We start from the raw sequence: 20,293 nt of genomic DNA, 5'->3' as shown, positions 1-20,293 counted from the left end.
TACTATGCGTTTGATTTTCGAAACAGGCTAATAAACATTGCGTCAGTTCCGTCGCGATCGGGCCAGAGTTGCACCGTTTTGCGATTTCGGGGAAGGTCAAGGGCTGGGCTTAGTTTCGAAACCACATCGGTTGCATCGATGATTGCTAGGTCATGAGGGAAGTTCTTTAGTGCTTTGTCAACAATCGCCGCCGTCTCGCCCGGGTGCGGTGAACAGGTGACATAGGCGAGATATCCACCAGGCTTTAGAGCTTGAATTGCCGAATCGATCAACTCCCACTGCAGTTGTGCCAATTCCGATACATCATCCGGAGATTTTCGCCAACGCGCTTCCGGTCGACGTCTGAGCGCGCCTAAACCAGTGCACGGAGCATCCAACAAAATGCGGTCGTAGCTGGCCGGTTCAAGCTGACCGATTTGCCGGCCATCGCCGGTTCGAATAGAAACATTGCCACGTATTGCCCTCAAGGCTTTTCGAACCAATTCGGTGCGGTGTTGCGAAACTTCGTTGCAGACCAAGGTTGCCCCCGACTGAACAGCCTCAGCTGCCAGCAGAGCCGCTTTTCCACCTGGGCCGGCGCACATGTCTAACCAGCGCTCATTGTCGGAAATTTTATCTAGGCGTGATAGCGCCAAGGCCGCTAGTTGAGAGCCCTCATCCTGAACTCGAAGGCTGCTATCGGCCACAGATTCTAACTCGCTTGGGTCACCCGAGTTGAGGATGAAACCGATCGGGCTGGCTGAACCAACCTGCAGCCCTTGAGTGCTTGCGTCCAAACCTGGCAGGGCGACCAGTGCAATCTTTGCCGGGATGTTGTCGGCTGCCAGCAGTGATTCGATTCGTGATTCTTGTTTGTCCAGTTTTAGCGATTGCTCTAGAGCTTTTACCACCCAAATTGGGTGCGAATACTTAACTGCTAGGTATTCGTACTTGCCTTCGGTGTGCTCGAGGATGATTTCTTCCCAGGTATCGCGGTCACGCTCGCTTACTCGTCGCAGAACCCCGTTGATGAAACCGATGGCGCTAGGTTTTAGATTTTTCTTGGCTAATTCGACAGTTTCACTCAAAGCGGCGTGTGGCGGTATCCGGGTGGCCAAAAGCTGGTGTGCTCCAAGGCGCAGAATGATCAGCGCATCAAGATCAATCTCGTCAGAATATCGTTGCGCACATTCTTCAATCACTCGATCGTAAAAAAGTTGCCAACGCAGCGTTCCGTAAGCGAGTTCTTGGGCGAGCGCTGCATCGCGTGAGCTGAGCGCTGCTTTAGAGACAAGTTTTGGTAGCAGTAAATTTGCGTAGGCGTCATCGAACTCAACGGCCTGCAAAAGTGCAAGCGCCACCGATCTCGCGGTGCTTTTAGACATCAAATGACCCTTCTCTCAGTCCGCGAAACCAATCTGCGGCTTGAAGGGCAGATTTTCCGGCTGGCCGAACTTGAATCAATTCCAAAATGCCGTTTCCGGTGCCGACATAAACTCGCCCAGAATTAGCAAATAGCTGGCCTGGTGCAGCATCAGTCTGTTCCAGCGAAACACGGGCCTCTAAAACCTGAACGTTATTTCCCTTGATTTGGGCGCTGGCGAAAGGCTCCGGGTTCAGGGCGCGCACCTGATTTTCAATTGCTAGAGCGGAGTTTTGCCAATGGATCTGGGCGTCAGCTCGACTCAGTTTGCGGGCAAAAGCGCCAACTTCACCGCTTTGCGGCTTGGGAGAGACCATCTTTGCAGCGATTTTTGGAAGCAGCTCAGAAATTATCGATGTCGAGAGTAGCGAAAGTCGGTTAAGTAAGTCGCCTGCGTTTTCAGTTGGTTGTATTTCAGTTGGTACCTGCGACCAAATTGCTCCGGTGTCTAGACCTTCATCAATTTGGAAAACAGTGACTCCGGTTTCGGTCTCGCCGTTCAGTAGCGACCACTGAACCGGAGCTGCTCCCCTAAGTCTCGGTAACAGACTGAAATGAACATTTAGCCAGCCGAATGGGAGAAGTTCTAAATCGACCGTCTTCAGCAGCACGCCGTAAGCAACCACGATTGCAATATCGGCTTTCGTTGCGGCAATTTTTTCCCTAGTTGCGTCGTCGATTTGATTTGCCTTAATCACAGGCAAACCCAAGTCGACTGCCGCCTGCGAAACCGCAGATTGGGTTAGCACCCGCTTGCGGCCTACTGGGGCATCGAGACGGGTCAACACCGCAACGATTTCATGACCTTGGTTTACTAAACCGCGAAGCACCAACGCCGCATTCTCTGGAGTACCGGCGAACAAAATTTTCAATTAGAGCACATCCGGATCATCCATGATTAGTTTTAGCGGGCGAAGGTTTCGGCCTCTACTATTTTGCCTTGAACCGGCCGATACCTTCAGCAAGACCGATTTCAGGGTTTCGGCAACTCTAGGACCGTCGGCGTAACTAAACCGCAGAATTAAACGTTGCTCAGACGTTGCTTTCGACCAGACCTGTACCGGACCCAAAATTTCGACGACACCTAAGGCGCTGACATCTTGTACCGCCCGCTCAATTGACTCTGGCGAGCCGGTAAGACTGCAGATTCGTTTCGCCGGAGGGAAGTTCAGTTCGGTTCGCTCGCTGAGCAACTGTTGCGCGATGGCGGGCTGATCCCACCTGCTCAGCGATTCGGTAAACTGACCGACGTTGCCTACGATAACTGCCTCGCCACTTGAGCCGAGTTTGGCAATGGTTTTCGACCAAACCCGGATGGCATCCTCGGGTGCTCGCAAACTGTCTTTGGCCAGAGTGACCTGGGCATCAAGAATTACCACGGCACGGTATCCCGAAGCAGCTGTTGGCTCGGCACCCGGTGTGGCAACCACGATTTGGGGACGATCCGTAATTGTTTCGACTCGCTTATCAATAGTTGCCTCAACTAATGAAACCTGCGGAAACAATCGACCAATCTTGGCCAGGGTGTGGCTGCTGCCGGGCAGGCCACTTCGAAACTTGGAGTTTCCGCACTCGCCACATTTGAACTGCAGGTTTATTGCCGAGCACCAGCGGCATTCGGGCATCCCTTCGGAACGCTGCCAGATTGGCCCATTGCATTTTTGGCAATGAGCTTTGGCCAAACACTGCGAGCATTTGAGGGTTGCGCTCTCTCCACGACGCGCAACTTGGATGAGTACCGGTCCCGATTTGAGGGCCTCGCGAACGGCTGCCCAGGCAACGGAATCAATTCGAGATTCCGAGTCGATAATGCTGATTCGAGGAACCCTACCGGAACCGCTTGAGTCTTCCAGGTAGCCAAGATTAAGCAATCGCTGAATTTCCGGGCTTCTTGAATTTGACTCGAAGTGCAGCGAACAATTGTCAACTTGCTGACGAATTAGGGCCAATTCACGAGTATGCGTGTAAGGCGAACTCGGTTCGCGGTGGGCGGGGTCTGATTCATCAAGAACAAAAATCAGACCAAGGTTTTCAACCGGCGCGTAAATGGCTGATCGAGTTCCAAAAATAAGTTTTGGTGATGAACTAATCGCGGCTAAGAAATTCGAGTACCTAATCGAGGGTTTTTGCTCGCTGTTCAACTCGATACAGGGCAGAGAATCTTTTAGTTGCTGCCTGAGCAAATTTAGATCACGCGCATCAGGTACTACGGCAATGACTGAGAAACCGGAAGCTAGCTGAGCTGCCGCCTGCTCTTTTAGCGATGCTATCCAAGTCTCTTCGGCACTGCCCACCGGCGTGATTGCGGTGGTTAGTTTTACTTTCTTGGGCGTTTTACCCGGGGTCGGATCGTGATTTTGGAGCCAGTCTTTCTCTACTGCAACCGATCGATTCGGGATGGCAAATTTGATTACCTCGGCCAAATTGCAGGCTTGCCGCTTGCTAACCTGTTGGGCTAGTTTCAAAATGTTGGGCCGCAAGACTGGTGCTGTGGAAACGAGTTCCGCTAAAGGAACCGCTGCATCGGCATAATCGCTGTGGTTAGCTGTTTCAACAACAAAACCCTCGAGTAGTTGCCTAGAACGACCGAGACTGACCCGAACCCGAGTTCCGGGAGCCACCAGACCACGAAGTTCTTCAGGTACCGAGTAGTCAAAAAGATGATCCAGCTGAACCAGCGGAGAATCGATTAGAACTCGGGCAAACATCAGATTGCTGCCGACAGCGCGCTGGCCTTTTCAGTCGATTCCCAGGTGAAGTCTTTTTCTTCGCGGCCAAAATGCCCGTAGGTTGCAGTTTGTGCGTAGATTGGGCGCAACAAATCAAGCTCTTCGATAATTGCTCGCGGGCGCAAATCAAAGGTTTTTTGAATTGCTGCAGTGATCTTTTCTACCGAAACTTTTTCTGTCCCAAAAGTTTCAACGTAAAGACCTACCGGGCGGGCAACTCCAATGGCATAGGCCACCTGAACTTCGGCTCGGTCTGCCAGGCCGGCAGCAACCACATTCTTAGCAACCCAGCGCATGGCGTAAGCTGCTGAACGGTCTACCTTGGATGGGTCTTTACCGGAAAACGCACCGCCACCATGGCGAGCGGCTCCCCCGTAGGTGTCGACGATGATTTTACGACCGGTTAGTCCCGCGTCACCCATAGGACCACCAATTTCGAATTTGCCGGTTGGGTTAATCAAAAACTTTGTAGCGCCTAGGTCAAGTTTGGTTTGGCTGAGAATTGGCTTGATGACCCGCTCAAGTACTTCGCGCTCAATTTCGGCCTGATCTACGCCTGGATTGTGCTGTGTTGACAGCACGACGGTGTCGATTGTTTTCGGGGTGCTGCCTTCAAATCCAACGGTGACCTGGGTTTTACCATCCGGTCTGAGGAAAGAAATTTCTCCATTTTTGCGCGCATCTGCGAGTCTGCGGGAAAGCTTGTGAGCAGTATCAATCGCGACCGGCATGTAGTTTGGCGTTTCGTTAGTTGCGTAGCCGAACATGATTCCCTGATCACCGGCACCTTGTGAATCGAAGCGCTCAGTTGACGAATTGGCTCTTAGCTCAAAACCGGCATCCACTCCCTGAGCAATGTCTGGAGACTGCTGTCCAATCGAAATAGACACTCCGCAACTGCCGCCATCGAATCCGATTTCCGAAGAGGTGTAACCGATGTTGCGCACAACGTTTCTTACCAACTGCGGAATTTCGACGTAGCCTTCTGTGGTGACCTCACCGGCAACATGGACTAGGCCGGTAGTCACCATGGTTTCGACTGCAACTCTCGATTTGCTGTCTTGTTCCAGCATGGCGTCAAGGATGCTGTCACTGATTTGGTCACAGATTTTGTCTGGGTGGCCTTCAGTTACAGATTCACTGGTAAAAAGTCTTAGATTGCTCATCAACAGCGAGTTTACCTGCTGCCGAACATCACCGACGGTTCTATCTAGAACTAGTGCATTTGGGTTAGCAGCAGATCAAGCAGTCGATTGGCAACCACAGTCTTTGTGCCTGCAACTGAGACCGGGGAGCCATTTTTAGAAATGATGTGAACGCGGTTGGAATCCTCGCCAAACACTGCACCGCCAGTAACGTCGTTGGCAACGATGATGTCGCATCCCTTTGTTTGCAACTTAGACTCGGCGAGTGCGATTAGCTTAGATTCGTCGGATGCAGTTTCTGCAGCGAACCCAACCGAAACTACCTTGAGTTGATTCTCCTTGATTTCGGCTACCGCCGTCTGCAAAATATCGGCATTTGGGATAAGCCGAAGAATTAGCTCACCATCAGTGTTTGCACGTTTGATTTTCTGCTCACTTTGATTTTCAACTCTGAAATCAGATACAGCGGCTGTCATAACCAAGGCGTCAACCTTGTCGATGCGCAACATAACAGCAGTTTGCATTTCAGCAGTTGACTGAACGTGGATTACTTCAGACAAACCTGCTGCGAGTTTTTGTTCGAGATTGGCTGCAATCAGCGTCACCTCTGCACCGCGACGAGCTGCCTCAGTTGCCACGGCGACACCCTGCTTACCTGAGCTTAGGTTTCCGATGTATCTAACCGGATCGATTGGCTCTCGAGTACCGCCAGCGGTCACTAATAGACGAACGCCGAACAAATCTTTTGGTTCAACGAGAGCCAGTGCAGACTCAACAATGGCCTCGGGCTCGGGTAGACGGCCCGGCCCCGAATCGGTGCCGGTTAGCCGTCCGCTATCAGGTTCGAGCACAAACACTCCCCTAGCCCGGAGAGTTTCGACATTTCTGACCGTGGCTTCATTCAGCCACATTTCGGTATGCATTGCAGGTGCAACCAGAATGGGAGCTTTGGCCACTAGAAGCGTATTGAGCAGAAGATCATCAGCTAAGCCATTAGCAAAACGGGCTAAAAAGGCAGCAGTTGCGGGCGCGACGATAACTAAATCGGCTTCTTGACCCAATCGCACGTGTTTCACCGAGTCGACGTCGGTGTATAAATCTGCGTCGACGGAATTGTGAGATAGCGCCTCGAGGCTGGCTGAGCCAATAAATCTCAGTGCGTTTTGCGTGGGAACGACTTTGACGTCGTGTCCGGCTTCAGTGAGAAGCCTGATAATGCTCGATGCTTTAAAAGCGGCAATACCGCCGGTGACACCGAGCAGAATTCGCATGGAATTTACTCGATTACAGTTTTTTCGAGCTTGTTCTGGTCGATCTCGTGCATCGCGATGGTCAGCGGCTTTTCGTCGACAGTTGCCTCAACCAGTGGGCCAACATTGTTGAACAGGCTTCCCTCGTGAAGTGCCGAGTAGTACTCGTTGATTTGACGTGCACGCTTAGATGCGAAAATAACCAGTTCGTATTTTGACGAAACCTTGCTGAGCAGGTTGTCGATTGATGGCGAAACGATGCCTTCTAATTTTTCTGACATGAGTCTTTCTTTGATTGAAAACTTGCGATAAACGCTACTGGGACAATTCTACGATTCTTTGGGCGCAAGTCGCTACCTCATCGTTGGTAATTACGTGATCAAAAAAATCTTGCTGAGCTAGTTCAACCTTGGCAGTCTCTAGCCGAATCTTCATTTGGTCTGCGGTTTCGGTGCCTCTTGATTCAAGTCGCCTGACCAATTCATCCCAGGATGGCGGTGCGATAAAAATTGTTTTCGCCCCCGGCATCGACTGTTTTACCTGCTTGGCGCCTTGAATATCGATCTCGAGGATTACTTTTTTACCCTCGGCGAGAGCTCGAAGGATTGGAGATTTCGGCGTGCCATAACTGTGCTTGCCATGAACCGTTGCCCATTCAAGAAGTTCGCCAGAATGCTTCATTTCTTCGAATTGTTCTAATGTGACAAAGAAATAATCTTGGCCATCTACTTCAGTAGGTCTAGGCGGTCTAGTCGTTGCAGAGATAGATATTTCGAAACCGGGGTAATGCTCGAGCAGGTATTTCACGACTGTGCCCTTACCGACAGCGGTGGGTCCGGCAATGACGATTAGCGAACTAGTCAACAGCGAGCCCCTTTTCGAGCTCGAGTTTCGCTGACGCGATGGCACCGGCAAGTCCTAGGTTTCCGGCACTCAGTACCGATCGAGAAACCGAGAAAATAACCTGATCGGCTGCGTTGCCAAATATGCGTCGGGCATCAAACAATTCAGCGCCCTGAGCACCAAAGCCGGGCGCCAAAATTGGTGTGGCCGCAATCGGCTGGCCAACTTTAAGATCGGAAAGTCCGAAAGCATTCACATCTAAGGTCGCACCGACTACCGCTCCGAAGGAGCCAAATCGGGCACCGGCTGCGGCCGTAACGCCGTTAATAGTCTGCAATTTGCGCCACAGCTGAGCTGAAATTGTTTCACCCTGGGTGCTTGATTTCTGGATGCTCGCACCCTCTGGGTTTGATGTTGCGACCAGAACAATCAGTCCTTTACCCCGTTCGAGAGCATCAGACATTTGATCAGAGAGGCTTTCTAAACCCAGAAATGGATTGACCGTGAGTGCATCGCAGACAAACGGAGCGCTTTTACCGAGCCAGGCCTCAAAATAGGCGGCCATTGTGGTTCCGATGTCACCCCGCTTTGCATCCATAATCACAGTTAGGTTTGCAGCTTGCGCCCGTTGGGCGACCTCTTCAAGTACCGCGAAACCGGCTGAGCCAAAGCGCTCGAAGAACGAAACCTGGGGCTTTACGATGCCTACCTGGCCCTGCACAGCTTCGAGGACTCGAAAACTGAACTCGCGCAAACCATCGACGGTTTGTGGCAAGCCCCAGTCATCAAGTAGCGAAGCATGAGGGTCAATGCCGACGCAGAGCTGACCGTGCCGCTCAAAGGTAGCGGCTAGTTTCTCACCGAAGCTAGTTGGCAAGGGCCTTTTTCCTGTCTAATGCGTGTTCCTGCAAAGTCTTCACATCAAAAGGCCCGGCAATCACTGTTTCGAAAGAACCGATGGCAGCACTCAGCTGAGCGATAGTCGTGAAAATAGCTTTGTCGGCAGCTGTTGTTGCGGCGCGAATTTCATAGCCGTCTTTTCTAGAAGATGATCCAGATGGCGTATTAACTACGACATCAACCTCACCAGCTGCGATCAAGTCAACAATTGAAGGACCTGACCCGCCTGCTTCGGCAGTGTGCTTGCGAACCTTCTCAACCTTGATTCCGTGTCGGGCAAGAATATCGGCGGTTCCTCCGGTGGCCAGCACCCGATATCCGAGCTGCTGAAGTCGTCTAACCGGCAAAACCACTTGTGGTTTATCGCGATCCGACACCGATACAAAAACAGTTCCTTGGGTTGGCAGTGCGCTACCGGCAGCCGCTTGGGACTTGGCAAAAGCCTTCGGGAAATCAACGTCCATGCCCATCACCTCGCCGGTCGAACGCATTTCCGGACCCAAGAGCGAGTCGACAAAACGACCATCCTTGGTGGCAAAACGTTTGAACGGCAAAACTGCTTCTTTTACCGCGATTGGCGAACCTGCTGGGATGTAGGTGCCATCTCGCTCGGGTAGATCACCGTTGGCAACCAATTCCTTGATGCTTTGGCCGACCATAACCAGTGCCGCCGCTTTGGCCAGGGTGATGCCGAGGGCTTTAGAGACAAAAGGAACGGTACGCGAGGCTCGTGGATTTGCTTCGAGCACGTAGAGAACATCTGCGGCTAGAGCGAACTGAACATTCAATAAGCCGCGCACACCTATTCCCTGGGCAATCTTGAGGGTGGCTTCGCGAACTCTTTCAATCTGGCTGGTGCTCATTGTTACCGGTGGCAGAGTACAGCTTGAGTCACCGGAGTGGATGCCGGCCTCCTCGATGTGTTCCATTACGCCACCGACAAAAAGATCTTCGCCGTCGTAGAGAGCATCGATGTCGATTTCAATTGCATCGTCCAAAAAGCGGTCAACCAACAGTGGATGTGTTGGACCGACAATGCCCTGATCCGCAATTCGATCGAAGTAGTCGCGCAAAGATGGCATGTCATAGACGATTTCCATGCCGCGACCACCCAAAACGAAGGATGGCCGAACCAAAACCGGGTAACCGATGCGAGCGGCAACAAGTTCTGCCTCTTCAAGTGTCACTGCGGTTCCGTTAGCCGGTGCCAAAAGGTCTCCGGCATCAAGAATTTTGCTAAATAATCCGCGTTCCTCAGCTAGGTCAATGGCCTCTGGGGTGGTTCCCAGGATTGGCACTCCGGCCGCCTCTAGTCCCTTAGCCAATCCGAGTGCTGTTTGTCCACCAAGCTGCACGATTACACCGACTACCTCGCCCGACTGCTGCTCGGCGTGAATTACTTCGAGTACGTCTTCTAAAGTCAGCGGCTCAAAGTAGAGGCGATCTGAGGTGTCGTAGTCGGTCGAGACAGTCTCTGGGTTGCAGTTGATCATCACGGTTTCGAAACCGGCATCAGACAGAGCAAACGACGCGTGCACGCAACTGTAGTCAAACTCGACTCCCTGACCGATACGGTTTGGTCCTGAGCCCAGAATCACCACTTTGCGCTTGTCTGATGGAGCAACTTCCGTCTCCTGCTCGTAGGTGCTGTAGTGGTAGGGGGTTTGGGCTGGAAACTCTCCGGCACAGGTGTCGACGGTCTTATAAACCGGGCGCAGGTTGTTGCTGTGACGGAAGGCGCGAACCTCAGCTTCAGACAGGCCTCGCAGCGAAGCTATTTGCTGGTCACTGAAACCGTGTTCTTTTGCCAGCATGATTAATTCGATGTCAAGATAATCGGCCTTAGCAATTTCATCGGCAACTTCGTTGATGATCATCATCTGGTCGATGAACCAAGGATCGATCTTGGTCGACTCAAAAACCTCGGCGGCGGTGGCGCCAGCGCGAAGTGCCTGCTGAACCAAAACAATTCGCCCATCGGTTGGGGTCTTGATAAGTTCTAGAAGTTCCTGTTTGTTACCTTTCGGGCCGTCCCAGTGGAATGACGAACCCCGGCGTTCGAGCGAGCGAAGTGCCTTCTGAAGTGCCTGAGTGTAGTTACGGCCGATAGCCATAGCTTCACCCACCGACTTCATGGTGGTAGTTAGCGTTGCGTTCGCTGCCGGGAATTTTTCAAATGCGAAGCGAGGAACCTTCACCACAATGTAGTCGAGAGTTGGTTCGAAACTAGCCGGGGTAACAGCTGTGATGTCGTTTGGAATCTCATCCAGTGTGTAGCCAAGCGCTAATTTTGCAGCCAACTTAGCAATTGGGTAGCCGGTGGCCTTGGAAGCCAGAGCCGATGATCTTGAAACACGAGGGTTCATCTCAATAACGACTACGCGACCATTTTCGGGGTTTACTGCGAATTGGATATTGCAACCACCGGTATCAACACCAACCGCGCGGATAATGTCAAACGAAATGTCACGCAGATTCTGGAACTCACGGTCGGTGAGAGTTAGTGCCGGTGCAACAGTGATTGAGTCACCGGTGTGAACGCCAACCGGATCAACGTTTTCAATCGAGCAGACAACCACACAGTTGTCATTGCGGTCGCGCATTACCTCAAGTTCGTACTCTTTCCAGCCAAGGATTGACTCAGAGAGCAAAACCTGACCTACCGGCGAGGCCTGCAATCCGAAGCTAACGATTCTGCGCAGATCCTCTTCATCGTAGGCAAAGCCCGAACCTAAACCACCCATGGTGAACGATGGCTGCACCATAACCGGGTACTTCAGTTCAGTAACTGCTGCCAGGGCGTCTTCTAAGGTTGAGCAGATTTCAGAGCGGGCAACAGTAGCTCCCGCGGCAATGACTAGCTCCTTGAAGATTTGTCGGTCTTCGCCCTTCTTGATAGCGTCGACTTTCGCGCCGATCAGCTCAACGTTGTATTTTTCAAGCACCCCCAACTCATGCAGCGACATTGCCGCGTTCAAGGCGGTCTGACCACCCAGGGTAGGCAAAATTGCATCTGGTCGCTCTTTGGCGATGATGGTCTCGATTACCTCGGGTGTAATCGGCTCGACGTAGGTGGCGTCGGCAAAATCTGGGTCGGTCATGATGGTTGCCGGATTGGAGTTCACCAAAATTACTCGAATACCTTCTTCACGAAGCACACGGCATGCTTGGGTTCCGGAATAGTCAAACTCGCAAGCCTGGCCAATCACGATTGGTCCAGAGCCAATAACTAAAACACTCTTGATGTCGCTACGTTTTGGCATTACTGGGCCACTCTCTTGTTATTGATTAGGTCTACGAATCGGTCAAACAGATAGTTACTGTCGTGTGGGCCAGCAGCAGCCTCTGGGTGGTACTGCACCGAGAATGCCGGGATGTCTTGGCATTGCAGACCTTCGACACAGTCGTCATTGAGCGAAATGTGACTCACTAAAACACGACCGTAGCCGTTTGGCGAATCAACCTCAGGCCCGCCATCAACTTTTACAGCGAAGCCGTGATTGTGAGCAGTAACTTCAACTTTTCCGGTGTTGCGGTCAAGAACGGGCTGGTTGATACCGCGGTGACCAAACTGCAGTTTGTAGGTGTCAAAACCTAGCGCTCTGCCAAGCAACTGGTTTCCAAAACAAATACCGAAGAATGGAATCCGCAAATCCAGAATCTTTCGGAGAGTTTCAACCTGTGTTCCTGAGGCTTCAGGGTCGCCTGGTCCATTCGAGTAGAAAACGGCATCCGGTTTGACCGCCAGAATGTCTTCGGCGCTGGTTTTAGCCGGAAAAATGACGGTTTCTAGACCGCGAGCGTTCATCTGCTCGATCGTTGCACGCTTTATGCCTAGATCAAGGATGGCAACCCGGCCAATCATCTGCCCCGCCGCTTGGGAAACATAGGGCTCGGCAGTGGAGACTGTATCGCTCAGCGACAAGCCCTTCATCTTGACAGCAGCATTGACTTCGGCGATCAAATCTTCAATTGGCCGCTGTGCCTCCGCGCCGCTAAAGATTCCAGCTCGCATAGATCCGGCGCTTCTAAGGTGGCGAGTGATTGCTCTGGTATCAACTCCCCGAATACCGACAACATCGAATTTCTCTAACTCTGTTTGTAAGTCGTTCTCGGCTCTGAAGTTTGAAACCATTCGAGACGCGTCGCGAACCACATAACCCGCAACCCACACCCGGGATGATTCTTCGTCTCGAGTATTAACGCCGGTATTGCCGATATGAGGCGCGGTTTGCACCACAATCTGACCGGCATATGAAGGATCTGTGATGGTTTCCTGGTATCCGGTCATGCCGGTAGCGAAAACAGCCTCACCTAAAGTTTTCCCTATTTTTCCATAAGGCTTGCCGGTGAAAACTCGGCCGTCCTCGAGAACTAGCAGTGCTTGGTTCAATTGGTTACTTCCTTCTTCAGCAGATTGAAAAATCTTTCGTTGGCTTCGCTTGTGGCAAGACGAATGTGGGTTGCCAAATTTCCACGATGAACGATAGTCAGCAGGCCATTTCGTTCTACGGCTCGATCGATTACCGCCTGATTTCGTTCCACCGAATTCATCTCAGCGGATGCAATAAACAGCGGTCGCTCTCCGTGACGGAGAATAAGTAAACCATTATCAAAAAGTTCGAAATCAGCCTTGCCCCTGATGCCTAGTCCGTAGGCGGAAACACGGTTTAGGTAATCATCGGCAAATGTTGTTGCCACGTAGTCACCGCGGTTGGCTTCAAGTAGCGAGCCAAATTCAGTGGGTGCCATTGCCGGCTCGTCGAGCAGACTTGCCTGTTCCCGAGTTCGGCGGCGCCATCCGTTGACAGCTAGAAATGCGGCTGTCAAGACAATCGCCAAAGAGATAAGAGTTAGCTGAATTTGCCAATCGGCCATTACTGAACCACCAATTCATAGTTTTCAACAGTAGTTTTTCCGCGGTAGACGGTGTGCTTAACGGCGCCCAAAAGCTCTCGTCCCGTATAAGGATTGTTTGTGGATTTTGAGGCAGTAACTAGCGGCATCGGCCGCTTAGTCTTTGGATCGAAGAGCGCAATGTTCGCAACCGAACCAACCTGCAAGCTTTGTCCCTGACCTGAATCTCTGGCAATCTTGGCGGGATTGAGGCTCATCACTTCAGCAAAACGAGACCAATCAGACTTGCCTGAGGCAATTAGTACCTCGTAGGCAATCGAAGCAGCAGCCTCAAGCCCAATCATTCCGTTGGCAGCTGCGGCCCACTCGCAATCCTTTGCTTCCGTTGGATGTGGTGCGTGGTCGGTCGCGACGATGTCGATGGTGCCGTCAATCAAAGCGTCGCGAAGGGCTGCTACATCCTCAGCTGTTCGAAGCGGCGGGTTCACCTTGTATCGGGCGTCGTAGCTTCTAACCAGATCTTCCGTTAGAACAAGGTGGTGCGGAGTGACCTCGGCAGTCACATTAATTCCTCGGGCTTTGGCCCAACGGATTATGTCGACCGAACCCTTCGTGGAAAGGTGGCAGACGTGAATTCGGGAACCGACGTGCTCAGCCAAAAGCACATCGCGAGCGATTATTGACTCTTCCGCAACAGCAGGCCAACCGGCCAGGCCAAGATCCGCCGAAACAATACCCTCATTCATCTGGGCGGCCACAGTCAGGCGAGGGTCTTGTGCATGTTGTGCGATAACGCCGTCAAAGGTCTTTACGTATTCGAGGGCACGACGCATAATGAGCGGATCAGAAACGCAGTTTCCATCATCGGAAAACACTCGCACTTTCGCTTTCGAATGGGCCATCGCGCCAAGTTCTGCAAGATGTTCTCCGGCCAAGCCAACGGTTACCGCACCAATCGGAAAAACATCACAGTAGCCGGCTTCTTGACCCAATGCCATTACTTGCTCGACTACCCCAGCTGTGTCAGCCACGGGTGAGGTATTGGCCATGGCATGAACTGCCGTGTAGCCGCCGAGAGCCGCCGATTGAGTTCCGGTAAGCACAGTTTCACTCTGCTCAAAACCGGGCTCGCGGAGGTGAGTGTGCAAATCCACAAATCCTGGGAGAGCTACGAGACCGGTGGCATCGATTTCACGAGTTCCCGGTAGGTTGGCGCCAAGTGCAACTATTTCAGAGCCGCTGATTTGTACATCCGCGATCGAGCCATCGATCAGCGTGGCATTCTTAATCACCAAGTCAGGCATGAAAAGCCCCTTCGTTTGATAGCAGTGAATAAAGCACCGCCATGCGAACAGATACGCCGTTTGCTACCTGCTCCAAGACCGTTGACTGCGGGCTGTCGGCGGCAAAGGCGTCGATTTCAAGACCGCGGTTCATCGGGCCAGGGTGCATGATGATCGACTTTTCCGCGAGTCGCATCAGGCGCTCTTTGTTCATCCCCCAAATTCGAGCGTACTCGCGCTCGCTCGGGAAATAGGAGGCATTCATTCGTTCTAATTGAATTCTTAGCATCATCAAAACATCGGGATGACTGCCATCGATAAAGTCGTCCAAACTGTGGTGGAAATTTGCTTGCCAATTGCTCATGGCCGGAAGCAGGGTCGGTGGTGCGATGAAGTTCACCTCTGCCCCGAGAGTATTGAGCAGGTGAAGATTCGAACGGGCCACTCGGGAATGCAGGATGTCACCGACAATTCCAACCTTCACGCCAGAGAGGTCTTTTCCAGTCGATGAGTGCCCGTATAGACGCTTACGAATCGTGAACGCATCCAGCAGAGCTTGAGTTGGATGCTCGTGCGTGCCATCGCCGGCATTGACAATGGCGCCCGCAATCCAGTCGCTCTCAGCCAGTTTCTGTGCTGCTCCGGAGGCTGAGTGGCGTATAACAACCGCCTCGGCACCCATCGCCTCAAGTGTTTGGGCTGTGTCTTTTAGGCTTTCGCCTTTAGAAACCGAAGAGCCCTTGGCTGTGAAATTGATAACGTCGGCGCTGAGCCGCTTGGCGGCAAGTTCGAAGCTGATTCTGGTGCGGGTTGAATCTTCAAAAAAGAGATTTACCACAGTTTTGCCACGCAGGGTAGGCAACTTCTTGATTTCTCGCGAATTGACCGCAGCCATCTCTTCGGCAATGTCTAGAATCTCAATTGCTTGATCGCGGGTCAGGTCCTTGGTGCTCAGAAGGTGTTTCAAGACTCAATCACCACCTGATCGACTCCGTCTATTTCGACTAGCTTCACGCCAATGCGCTCATCTCTTGAGGTGGGCAAATTTTTGCCAACAAAATCAGCTCTGATCGGAAGTTCGCGGTGCCCTCGATCGACGAGCACAGCAAGTTTCACGGCTTTCGGTCGACCAAAGTCTTTTAGCGCATCGAGTGCGGCTCGAGCAGTGCGACCACTGTATAGAACATCGTCAACAAGAACGATGACTTTGTCAGCAATCCCCTGTGTTGGGATTATGGTTTCAGTCACTGGTCGAGATGGTTTCATCGAAAGATCATCTCGATACATTGTGATGTCTAGTCGGCCAACACTTTTGGTCGCGTCAAAACCTGGTTCATGGGCGGCGATGATGGCAGCGATTCGTTCGGCAATAACTACGCCCCTAGTCGGTATTCCTAAGAGGATGAGTTCTCTAACCGGGTTGGCACCAGCAGAAACGGTAGATTCAAGAATTTCGTGAGCAATGCGAGTGGCTGCTCGGCGCAGATCTTCTGCGGAAAGTACGGTGCGACTGGGCACTCGTGCCTCCTTCTTCGCCTCACAGGACGAATTCTTAAAGGAAATACTTGGTTCAGACTAACAGATTCTGGTTAGATAGCAGTCTTTGTTGCGGAAATTCTCGACAGTAAGCCGTTGATGAAGGCTCCGGAATCGTCGGTTGAGTACTCTTTGGCCAGTTCCACGGCTTCATTGATAGCAACGCCGTCTGGGACATCGTCATTATGCAGGATTTCCCAGGCGGCCACTCGCAGAATAGCGCGATCAACATTTGGCATGCGCTCTAGCGACCAACCTTGCGAGTAAGTCTCTAAAAGATCGTCAATTTCTTCGTAGTTTTCGACCACTCCCGAGACAATTTGCTGCGCGTAACCAAAGATTTCATCTTGATTCTGGCGGTCAGAAACTTGATCGTAGGTGGTTTCTAATAGGGTTGACGGTGAGACTTTACGAAGGTCGGCCGCAAAAATGGCATCAATTGCTCGTTTGCGAGCCTTAGTTCTGGCACTCAAGACTAATCAGTGATTCGACCGAGGTAGTCGCCAGTGCGAGTGTCAATCTTTACTCTGGTTCCCTGCTCAACGAATAGTGGAACCTGAATTTCTAGACCGGTTTCGACAGTAGCTGGCTTAGAACCGCCGGTTGAACGATCTCCCTGCAGGCCAGGCTCGGTGTAGGTGATCAAAAGAACTACAGATGCAGGAAGCTCCACGTAAATCGGGTTTCCCTCGTGCAGCGCGACTACTGCCTCTTGATTCTCGAGCAGGTAGTTGACTGCATCGCCAACAATTTCTGCGCCTAGCGTGAACTGGTCATAAGTGTCTTTGTCCATGAAGACATAACCGGTGCCATCGTTGTATAGATAGGTCATGTCACGCTTGTCGACGTTTGCGGTCTCAACTTTTACCCCGGCGTTAAAGGTCTTGTCGACAACCTTGCCGCTCAAAACATTCTTCAACTTGGTGCGAACGAAAGCAGGACCCTTGCCTGGCTTAACGTGCTGAAATTCGATTACTGCCCAGAGCTGTCCATCAATGTTCAGCACCATGCCATTTTTAAGATCGTTTGAGGTTGCCATCGGCTCTGCTTTCTAAACCTTGTCCCGCCAACTTTTGGTCGGGCAACCTCGAAAGTTTATCGTAAAAGGGTGGTGAACCCAATTAGGCCAGTTGCAAAAGAGCAAGCCGGTAAGAGTCGAAACCGAAACCGGCAATTACCCCAGTAGCAACCGGTGAAATAACGCTGATGTGACGAAATTCTTCTCTGGAATGAGGGTTGCTCAGATGCACCTCAATTAGTCTTTGGCCCGATTTGGTAACTAACGCCGCGGCATCGCGCAATGCATAGCTGTAGTGGGTAAAAGCAGCCGGATTGATAATCACATCCTGCGCGGCATCGACTGCCTCATGCAGCCAAGTGATGAGTTCGGACTCGGAATTAGATTGACGTACATCGACGGTTTGACCGTTGCTTGCCGCCCAATCCGAGCATTTGGTGCGCAATTCGTCAAAATTGCCGTGGCCGTAAATTTCAGGCTCTCTCGAACCTAAACGATTCAAATTAGGGCCGTTGAGAATAAGTACCGAACTCATGGCTAAAGCCTACCCCTAGGCTGTTATCTCTTGGAAAGCGGCAAATAGCATTTCCTCGGTGGGCGCGGTCATTACTGTTGGCTTAGCCAAATCATCGAGAACAATGAAACGAAGATTGGCTCCGCGAGCCTTTTTGTCACGCTTCATAGTTGCCAAAAGTTGCGGCCACTTCTCGGCGGGATAACTAATTGGCAGACCCAGAGCAGTAAGTATCGAGCGGTGCCGATCAACAACGGCATCCGGAAGCCGTCCCGCTAGTCTGGCAAGCTCGGCAACAAAAACCATTCCGATCGAAATGGCCGCTCCGTGGCGCCATTTGTATCTCTCGGCCAACTCAATTGCATGACCCAGGGTGTGACCATAGTTGAGAATTTCGCGAAGCCCATTTTCTTTGAAGTCAACACCGACCACATTCGACTTAATCTGAATCGATCTGCTGACGATCTCTTCAAACACATCGCTACTAGGATCGGTTGCTTCGGCGAGGTTGTTTTCAATTAGGTCGAGAATAACCGGGTCGGCAATGAAGCCGTATTTCACAACTTCAGCGAATCCGGCCAGAATTTCGTTCTTGGCCAAGGTCTGTAACGCATCGAGATCAACCAGTACGCCGGATGGTGAGTGAAATGCACCCACCAGATTTTTGCCCTCAGAAGTATTGATGCCGGTCTTGCCGCCTACGGATGCGTCGACCATGCCCAGCAATGTGGTCGGAATCTGGATGAGTCTGACGCCGCGCAGCCAAGTGGCTGCGACAAAACCAGCTAAATCCGTCGTTGATCCACCGCCAAATCCGATAACAGCATCTGACCTGGTGAAATCGGCCTGCCCCAAGATTGTCCAGCAGAAAGCGGCAACCTCAACCCGCTTCGCGTCTTCACTATCTGGGACACCAGCCAGCAAGCATTCATAACCGGCAGCCTCGAGGGTTTCTTTAACCAATTCTGCCGAGGCACTCAGCCCAACCGGGTGAATAACCAATACCTTGGCAACCTTCTCGCCCAACAGCGGCGCTAATTCGCCTAGTAGAGCGCGACCAATGATCACTGGATATGGGTTATTTGCAGAGACAGTAATGGTGTTGCTCATTCGGCACCGATCATTTCTTTGATTTCTTGAACGCACTGGTTCACCGTTTTCGAATTGGTGGCAATTTCGAAATTTGCCAGCGACTGGTAGAGGGGCTTTCGCTCTTCGTAGATTGCTTTCCAGTCGGACATCCCGTTTTTGAGCAGCGGACGGTTCCCGTTTTTCAAACGAGAAGCCATGTGTTTACCGTCAGTTGAAAGATAGACAACCCAGTGCTGCTCAAGCAATTTACGGTTTTCGGGTCTCAGAACAATACCGCCACCGGTTGCTATGACCGCATCCTGCGCTAGCGACTCAACTAAAGCAGCAGTTTCGTAGTTTCGAAACTCGGACTCCCCCAGTCGTTCAAAAATGTCAGCTACCGGACCGTGATCGCGTTGGATCACCAAATCGGTGTCGATAAATTGCTTTCCCAGAGCTTTGGCAACTTTCTTGCCGATAGTTGTTTTGCCAACGCCCATTGGCCCAATTAGAACGATATTTTTAGCCATTAGGCAGAGTCTGCGCACTGCGCAAAACGGCGGGGATGTTTTCCAGATACGACTTTAGGTTTCTCGACGTTTCTTCGATTGAGTCACCACCGAATTTCTCGAGGACTGAATTGGCAATTACTAAAGCAACCATCGCTTCGGCGACAACTCCGGCGGCAGGAACTGCACAAACATCCGAGCGCTGGTGGTGTGCTTTTGCGGCTTCACCGGTTGCAGTATCGATTGTCGCCAGAGCTTTTGGCACGGTAGAAATCGGCTTCATGGCTGCACGGACCCTAAGAATCTCTCCATTGCTCATTCCGCCCTCAATGCCACCGGCACGGTCTGTTATTCGCTTAACTAGACCATCTGCGTCACGTTCAATTTCATCGTGGGCGACCGAACCTCTACGTGTGGCCGTCTCAAATCCATCGCCAACTTCCACACCTTTGATGGCCTGGATACCCATCAGTGCTCCGGCAAGTTGCGAATCGAGTCGACGATCCCAGTGGACATAACTGCCCAAGCCAGGTGGCAGCCCATACACCAAGGTCTCTACGACGCCTCCTAAGGTATCGCCATCTTTGTGGCAGGCATCAACTTCTTCGACCATAGCTTTTGAAACAGCGCGGTCAAAACAACGCATCGGATCTTCGTCGAGCAAATCAACGTCGTTGGGTGTTGGTAACGGCAATTCTCTCGGCGCCAGCACAGGCCCGATACCAACCGTGTGGGTAACCAGTCGGATACCTAATTCGTTTAAGAAACTTGAAGCTACAGCACCTAGTGCAACTCGTGCAGCGGTTTCGCGTGCGCTAGCACGTTCAAGCACAGGTCGAGCCTCTTCGAAGCCATACTTCTGCATGCCGGTGAAATCAGCGTGTCCGGGCCGCGGTCTGGTTAGCGGTTCGGCTCTGGCGCCGGTTAGTTTTTCGACTGCTACCGGATCTGGGCTCATGACTTCTTGCCACTTGGGCCACTCGGTGTTGGCAATGGTAATCGCCACCGGTGAACCCATGGTTTGACCGTGTCTTACGCCGCCGCTGATTGTGACTTCATCCTGCTCGAACTTCATACGAGCACCTCGGCCATAGCCGAGCCGTCTTCTGGCTAGAGCACGTTGAATTTCTTCAGTGGTCACCGGAATACCGGCAGGTAAACCTTCGACAACAGCAACTAATTCGGGTCCGTGAGACTCTCCGGCAGTAATCCAGCGCAACATGAGGACTATTCTCG

20 protein-coding genes are annotated in these 20,293 nt (G+C 51.9%); all 20 read right to left on the bottom strand.

Annotated features, from left to right (window positions below; translation table 11 throughout):
- Positions 1–2: 2 nt before the first annotated feature.
- Positions 3–1,364, bottom strand: coding sequence for an RsmB/NOP family class I SAM-dependent RNA methyltransferase (locus A4Z71_RS03600; protein ID WP_070954577.1), 1,362 nt, complete (start codon positions 1,362–1,364; stop codon positions 3–5).
- Positions 1,357–2,274, bottom strand: coding sequence for a methionyl-tRNA formyltransferase (gene fmt / locus A4Z71_RS03595; protein WP_070954576.1), 918 nt, complete (start codon positions 2,272–2,274; stop codon positions 1,357–1,359). Before fmt ends, A4Z71_RS03600 begins: the two co-directional genes overlap by 8 nt.
- Complete coding sequence (locus tag A4Z71_RS03590; RefSeq protein WP_070954575.1) at positions 2,275–4,110, bottom strand: primosomal protein N' family DNA-binding protein; 1,836 nt, start codon at positions 4,108–4,110, stop codon at positions 2,275–2,277. It abuts the gene before it with no gap.
- Positions 4,110–5,297, bottom strand: coding sequence for a methionine adenosyltransferase (metK, locus tag A4Z71_RS03585; RefSeq protein ID WP_070954574.1), 1,188 nt, complete (start codon positions 5,295–5,297; stop codon positions 4,110–4,112). Before metK ends, A4Z71_RS03590 begins: the two co-directional genes overlap by 1 nt.
- A gap of 50 nt (positions 5,298–5,347) precedes the next feature.
- Positions 5,348–6,547, bottom strand: coding sequence for a bifunctional phosphopantothenoylcysteine decarboxylase/phosphopantothenate--cysteine ligase CoaBC (gene coaBC / locus A4Z71_RS03580; RefSeq protein WP_070954573.1), 1,200 nt, complete (start codon positions 6,545–6,547; stop codon positions 5,348–5,350).
- 5 nt (positions 6,548–6,552) lie between these two features.
- On the bottom strand, positions 6,553–6,807 hold the full coding sequence (gene rpoZ / locus A4Z71_RS03575) for a DNA-directed RNA polymerase subunit omega (protein ID WP_070954572.1): 255 nt from the start codon (positions 6,805–6,807) through the stop codon (positions 6,553–6,555).
- A gap of 34 nt (positions 6,808–6,841) precedes the next feature.
- The gene (gene gmk, locus A4Z71_RS03570) at positions 6,842–7,390 is read right to left on the bottom strand and encodes a guanylate kinase (RefSeq protein WP_236858507.1); all 549 of its coding nucleotides are present in this window, start codon (positions 7,388–7,390) and stop codon (positions 6,842–6,844) included.
- Complete coding sequence (pyrF, locus tag A4Z71_RS03565) at positions 7,383–8,246, bottom strand: orotidine-5'-phosphate decarboxylase (protein ID WP_070954571.1); 864 nt, start codon at positions 8,244–8,246, stop codon at positions 7,383–7,385. The genes gmk and pyrF overlap by 8 nt, the downstream gene beginning before the upstream one ends.
- Positions 8,236–11,532, bottom strand: coding sequence for a carbamoyl-phosphate synthase large subunit (gene carB, locus A4Z71_RS03560; protein WP_070954570.1), 3,297 nt, complete (start codon positions 11,530–11,532; stop codon positions 8,236–8,238). Before carB ends, pyrF begins: the two co-directional genes overlap by 11 nt.
- Complete coding sequence (gene carA, locus A4Z71_RS03555) at positions 11,532–12,662, bottom strand: glutamine-hydrolyzing carbamoyl-phosphate synthase small subunit (protein ID WP_236858554.1); 1,131 nt, start codon at positions 12,660–12,662, stop codon at positions 11,532–11,534. The genes carB and carA overlap by 1 nt, the downstream gene beginning before the upstream one ends.
- Positions 12,659–13,147, bottom strand: coding sequence for a PH-like domain-containing protein (locus tag A4Z71_RS03550; RefSeq protein ID WP_070954569.1), 489 nt, complete (start codon positions 13,145–13,147; stop codon positions 12,659–12,661). The genes carA and A4Z71_RS03550 overlap by 4 nt, the downstream gene beginning before the upstream one ends.
- Positions 13,147–14,430 carry a dihydroorotase gene (locus A4Z71_RS03545; protein WP_070954568.1) on the bottom strand — a complete coding sequence of 428 codons (1,284 nt, stop codon included), beginning with the start codon at positions 14,428–14,430 and terminating at the stop codon, positions 13,147–13,149. The genes A4Z71_RS03550 and A4Z71_RS03545 overlap by 1 nt, the downstream gene beginning before the upstream one ends.
- Entirely contained in the window at positions 14,423–15,376 is a 954-nt protein-coding gene (locus tag A4Z71_RS03540; RefSeq protein ID WP_070954567.1) for an aspartate carbamoyltransferase catalytic subunit, read from the bottom strand. The genes A4Z71_RS03545 and A4Z71_RS03540 overlap by 8 nt, the downstream gene beginning before the upstream one ends.
- The gene (pyrR, locus tag A4Z71_RS03535; RefSeq protein ID WP_084028405.1) at positions 15,373–15,972 is read right to left on the bottom strand and encodes a bifunctional pyr operon transcriptional regulator/uracil phosphoribosyltransferase PyrR; all 600 of its coding nucleotides are present in this window, start codon (positions 15,970–15,972) and stop codon (positions 15,373–15,375) included. Before pyrR ends, A4Z71_RS03540 begins: the two co-directional genes overlap by 4 nt.
- Positions 15,973–15,998: 26 nt before the next feature.
- Positions 15,999–16,418, bottom strand: coding sequence for a transcription antitermination factor NusB (nusB, locus tag A4Z71_RS03530; protein WP_070954565.1), 420 nt, complete (start codon positions 16,416–16,418; stop codon positions 15,999–16,001).
- Between the two features lie 2 nt (positions 16,419–16,420).
- Positions 16,421–16,984 (bottom strand): elongation factor P, encoded by a 564-nt coding sequence (gene efp, locus A4Z71_RS03525; protein WP_070954564.1) that lies wholly within the window; start codon positions 16,982–16,984, stop codon positions 16,421–16,423.
- A gap of 82 nt (positions 16,985–17,066) precedes the next feature.
- Entirely contained in the window at positions 17,067–17,498 is a 432-nt protein-coding gene (aroQ, locus tag A4Z71_RS03520) for a type II 3-dehydroquinate dehydratase (RefSeq protein ID WP_070954563.1), read from the bottom strand.
- A gap of 15 nt (positions 17,499–17,513) precedes the next feature.
- Positions 17,514–18,587: a 3-dehydroquinate synthase gene (gene aroB, locus A4Z71_RS03515; protein ID WP_070954562.1), complete on the bottom strand. Its 1,074-nt coding sequence runs from the start codon at positions 18,585–18,587 to the stop codon at positions 17,514–17,516.
- On the bottom strand, positions 18,584–19,078 hold the full coding sequence (locus tag A4Z71_RS03510) for a shikimate kinase (RefSeq protein WP_070954561.1): 495 nt from the start codon (positions 19,076–19,078) through the stop codon (positions 18,584–18,586). Before A4Z71_RS03510 ends, aroB begins: the two co-directional genes overlap by 4 nt.
- Positions 19,071–20,279 (bottom strand): chorismate synthase, encoded by a 1,209-nt coding sequence (gene aroC, locus A4Z71_RS03505; RefSeq protein WP_070954560.1) that lies wholly within the window; start codon positions 20,277–20,279, stop codon positions 19,071–19,073. The genes A4Z71_RS03510 and aroC overlap by 8 nt, the downstream gene beginning before the upstream one ends.
- Positions 20,280–20,293: the final 14 nt, after the last annotated feature.

Source organism: Candidatus Rhodoluna planktonica (assembly GCF_001854225.1).
GTDB classification, from domain to species: domain Bacteria; phylum Actinomycetota; class Actinomycetes; order Actinomycetales; family Microbacteriaceae; genus Rhodoluna; species Rhodoluna planktonica.
Note: the sequence above shows the minus strand (reverse complement) of the source record. Positions and strands in the feature narration are given on the sequence as shown.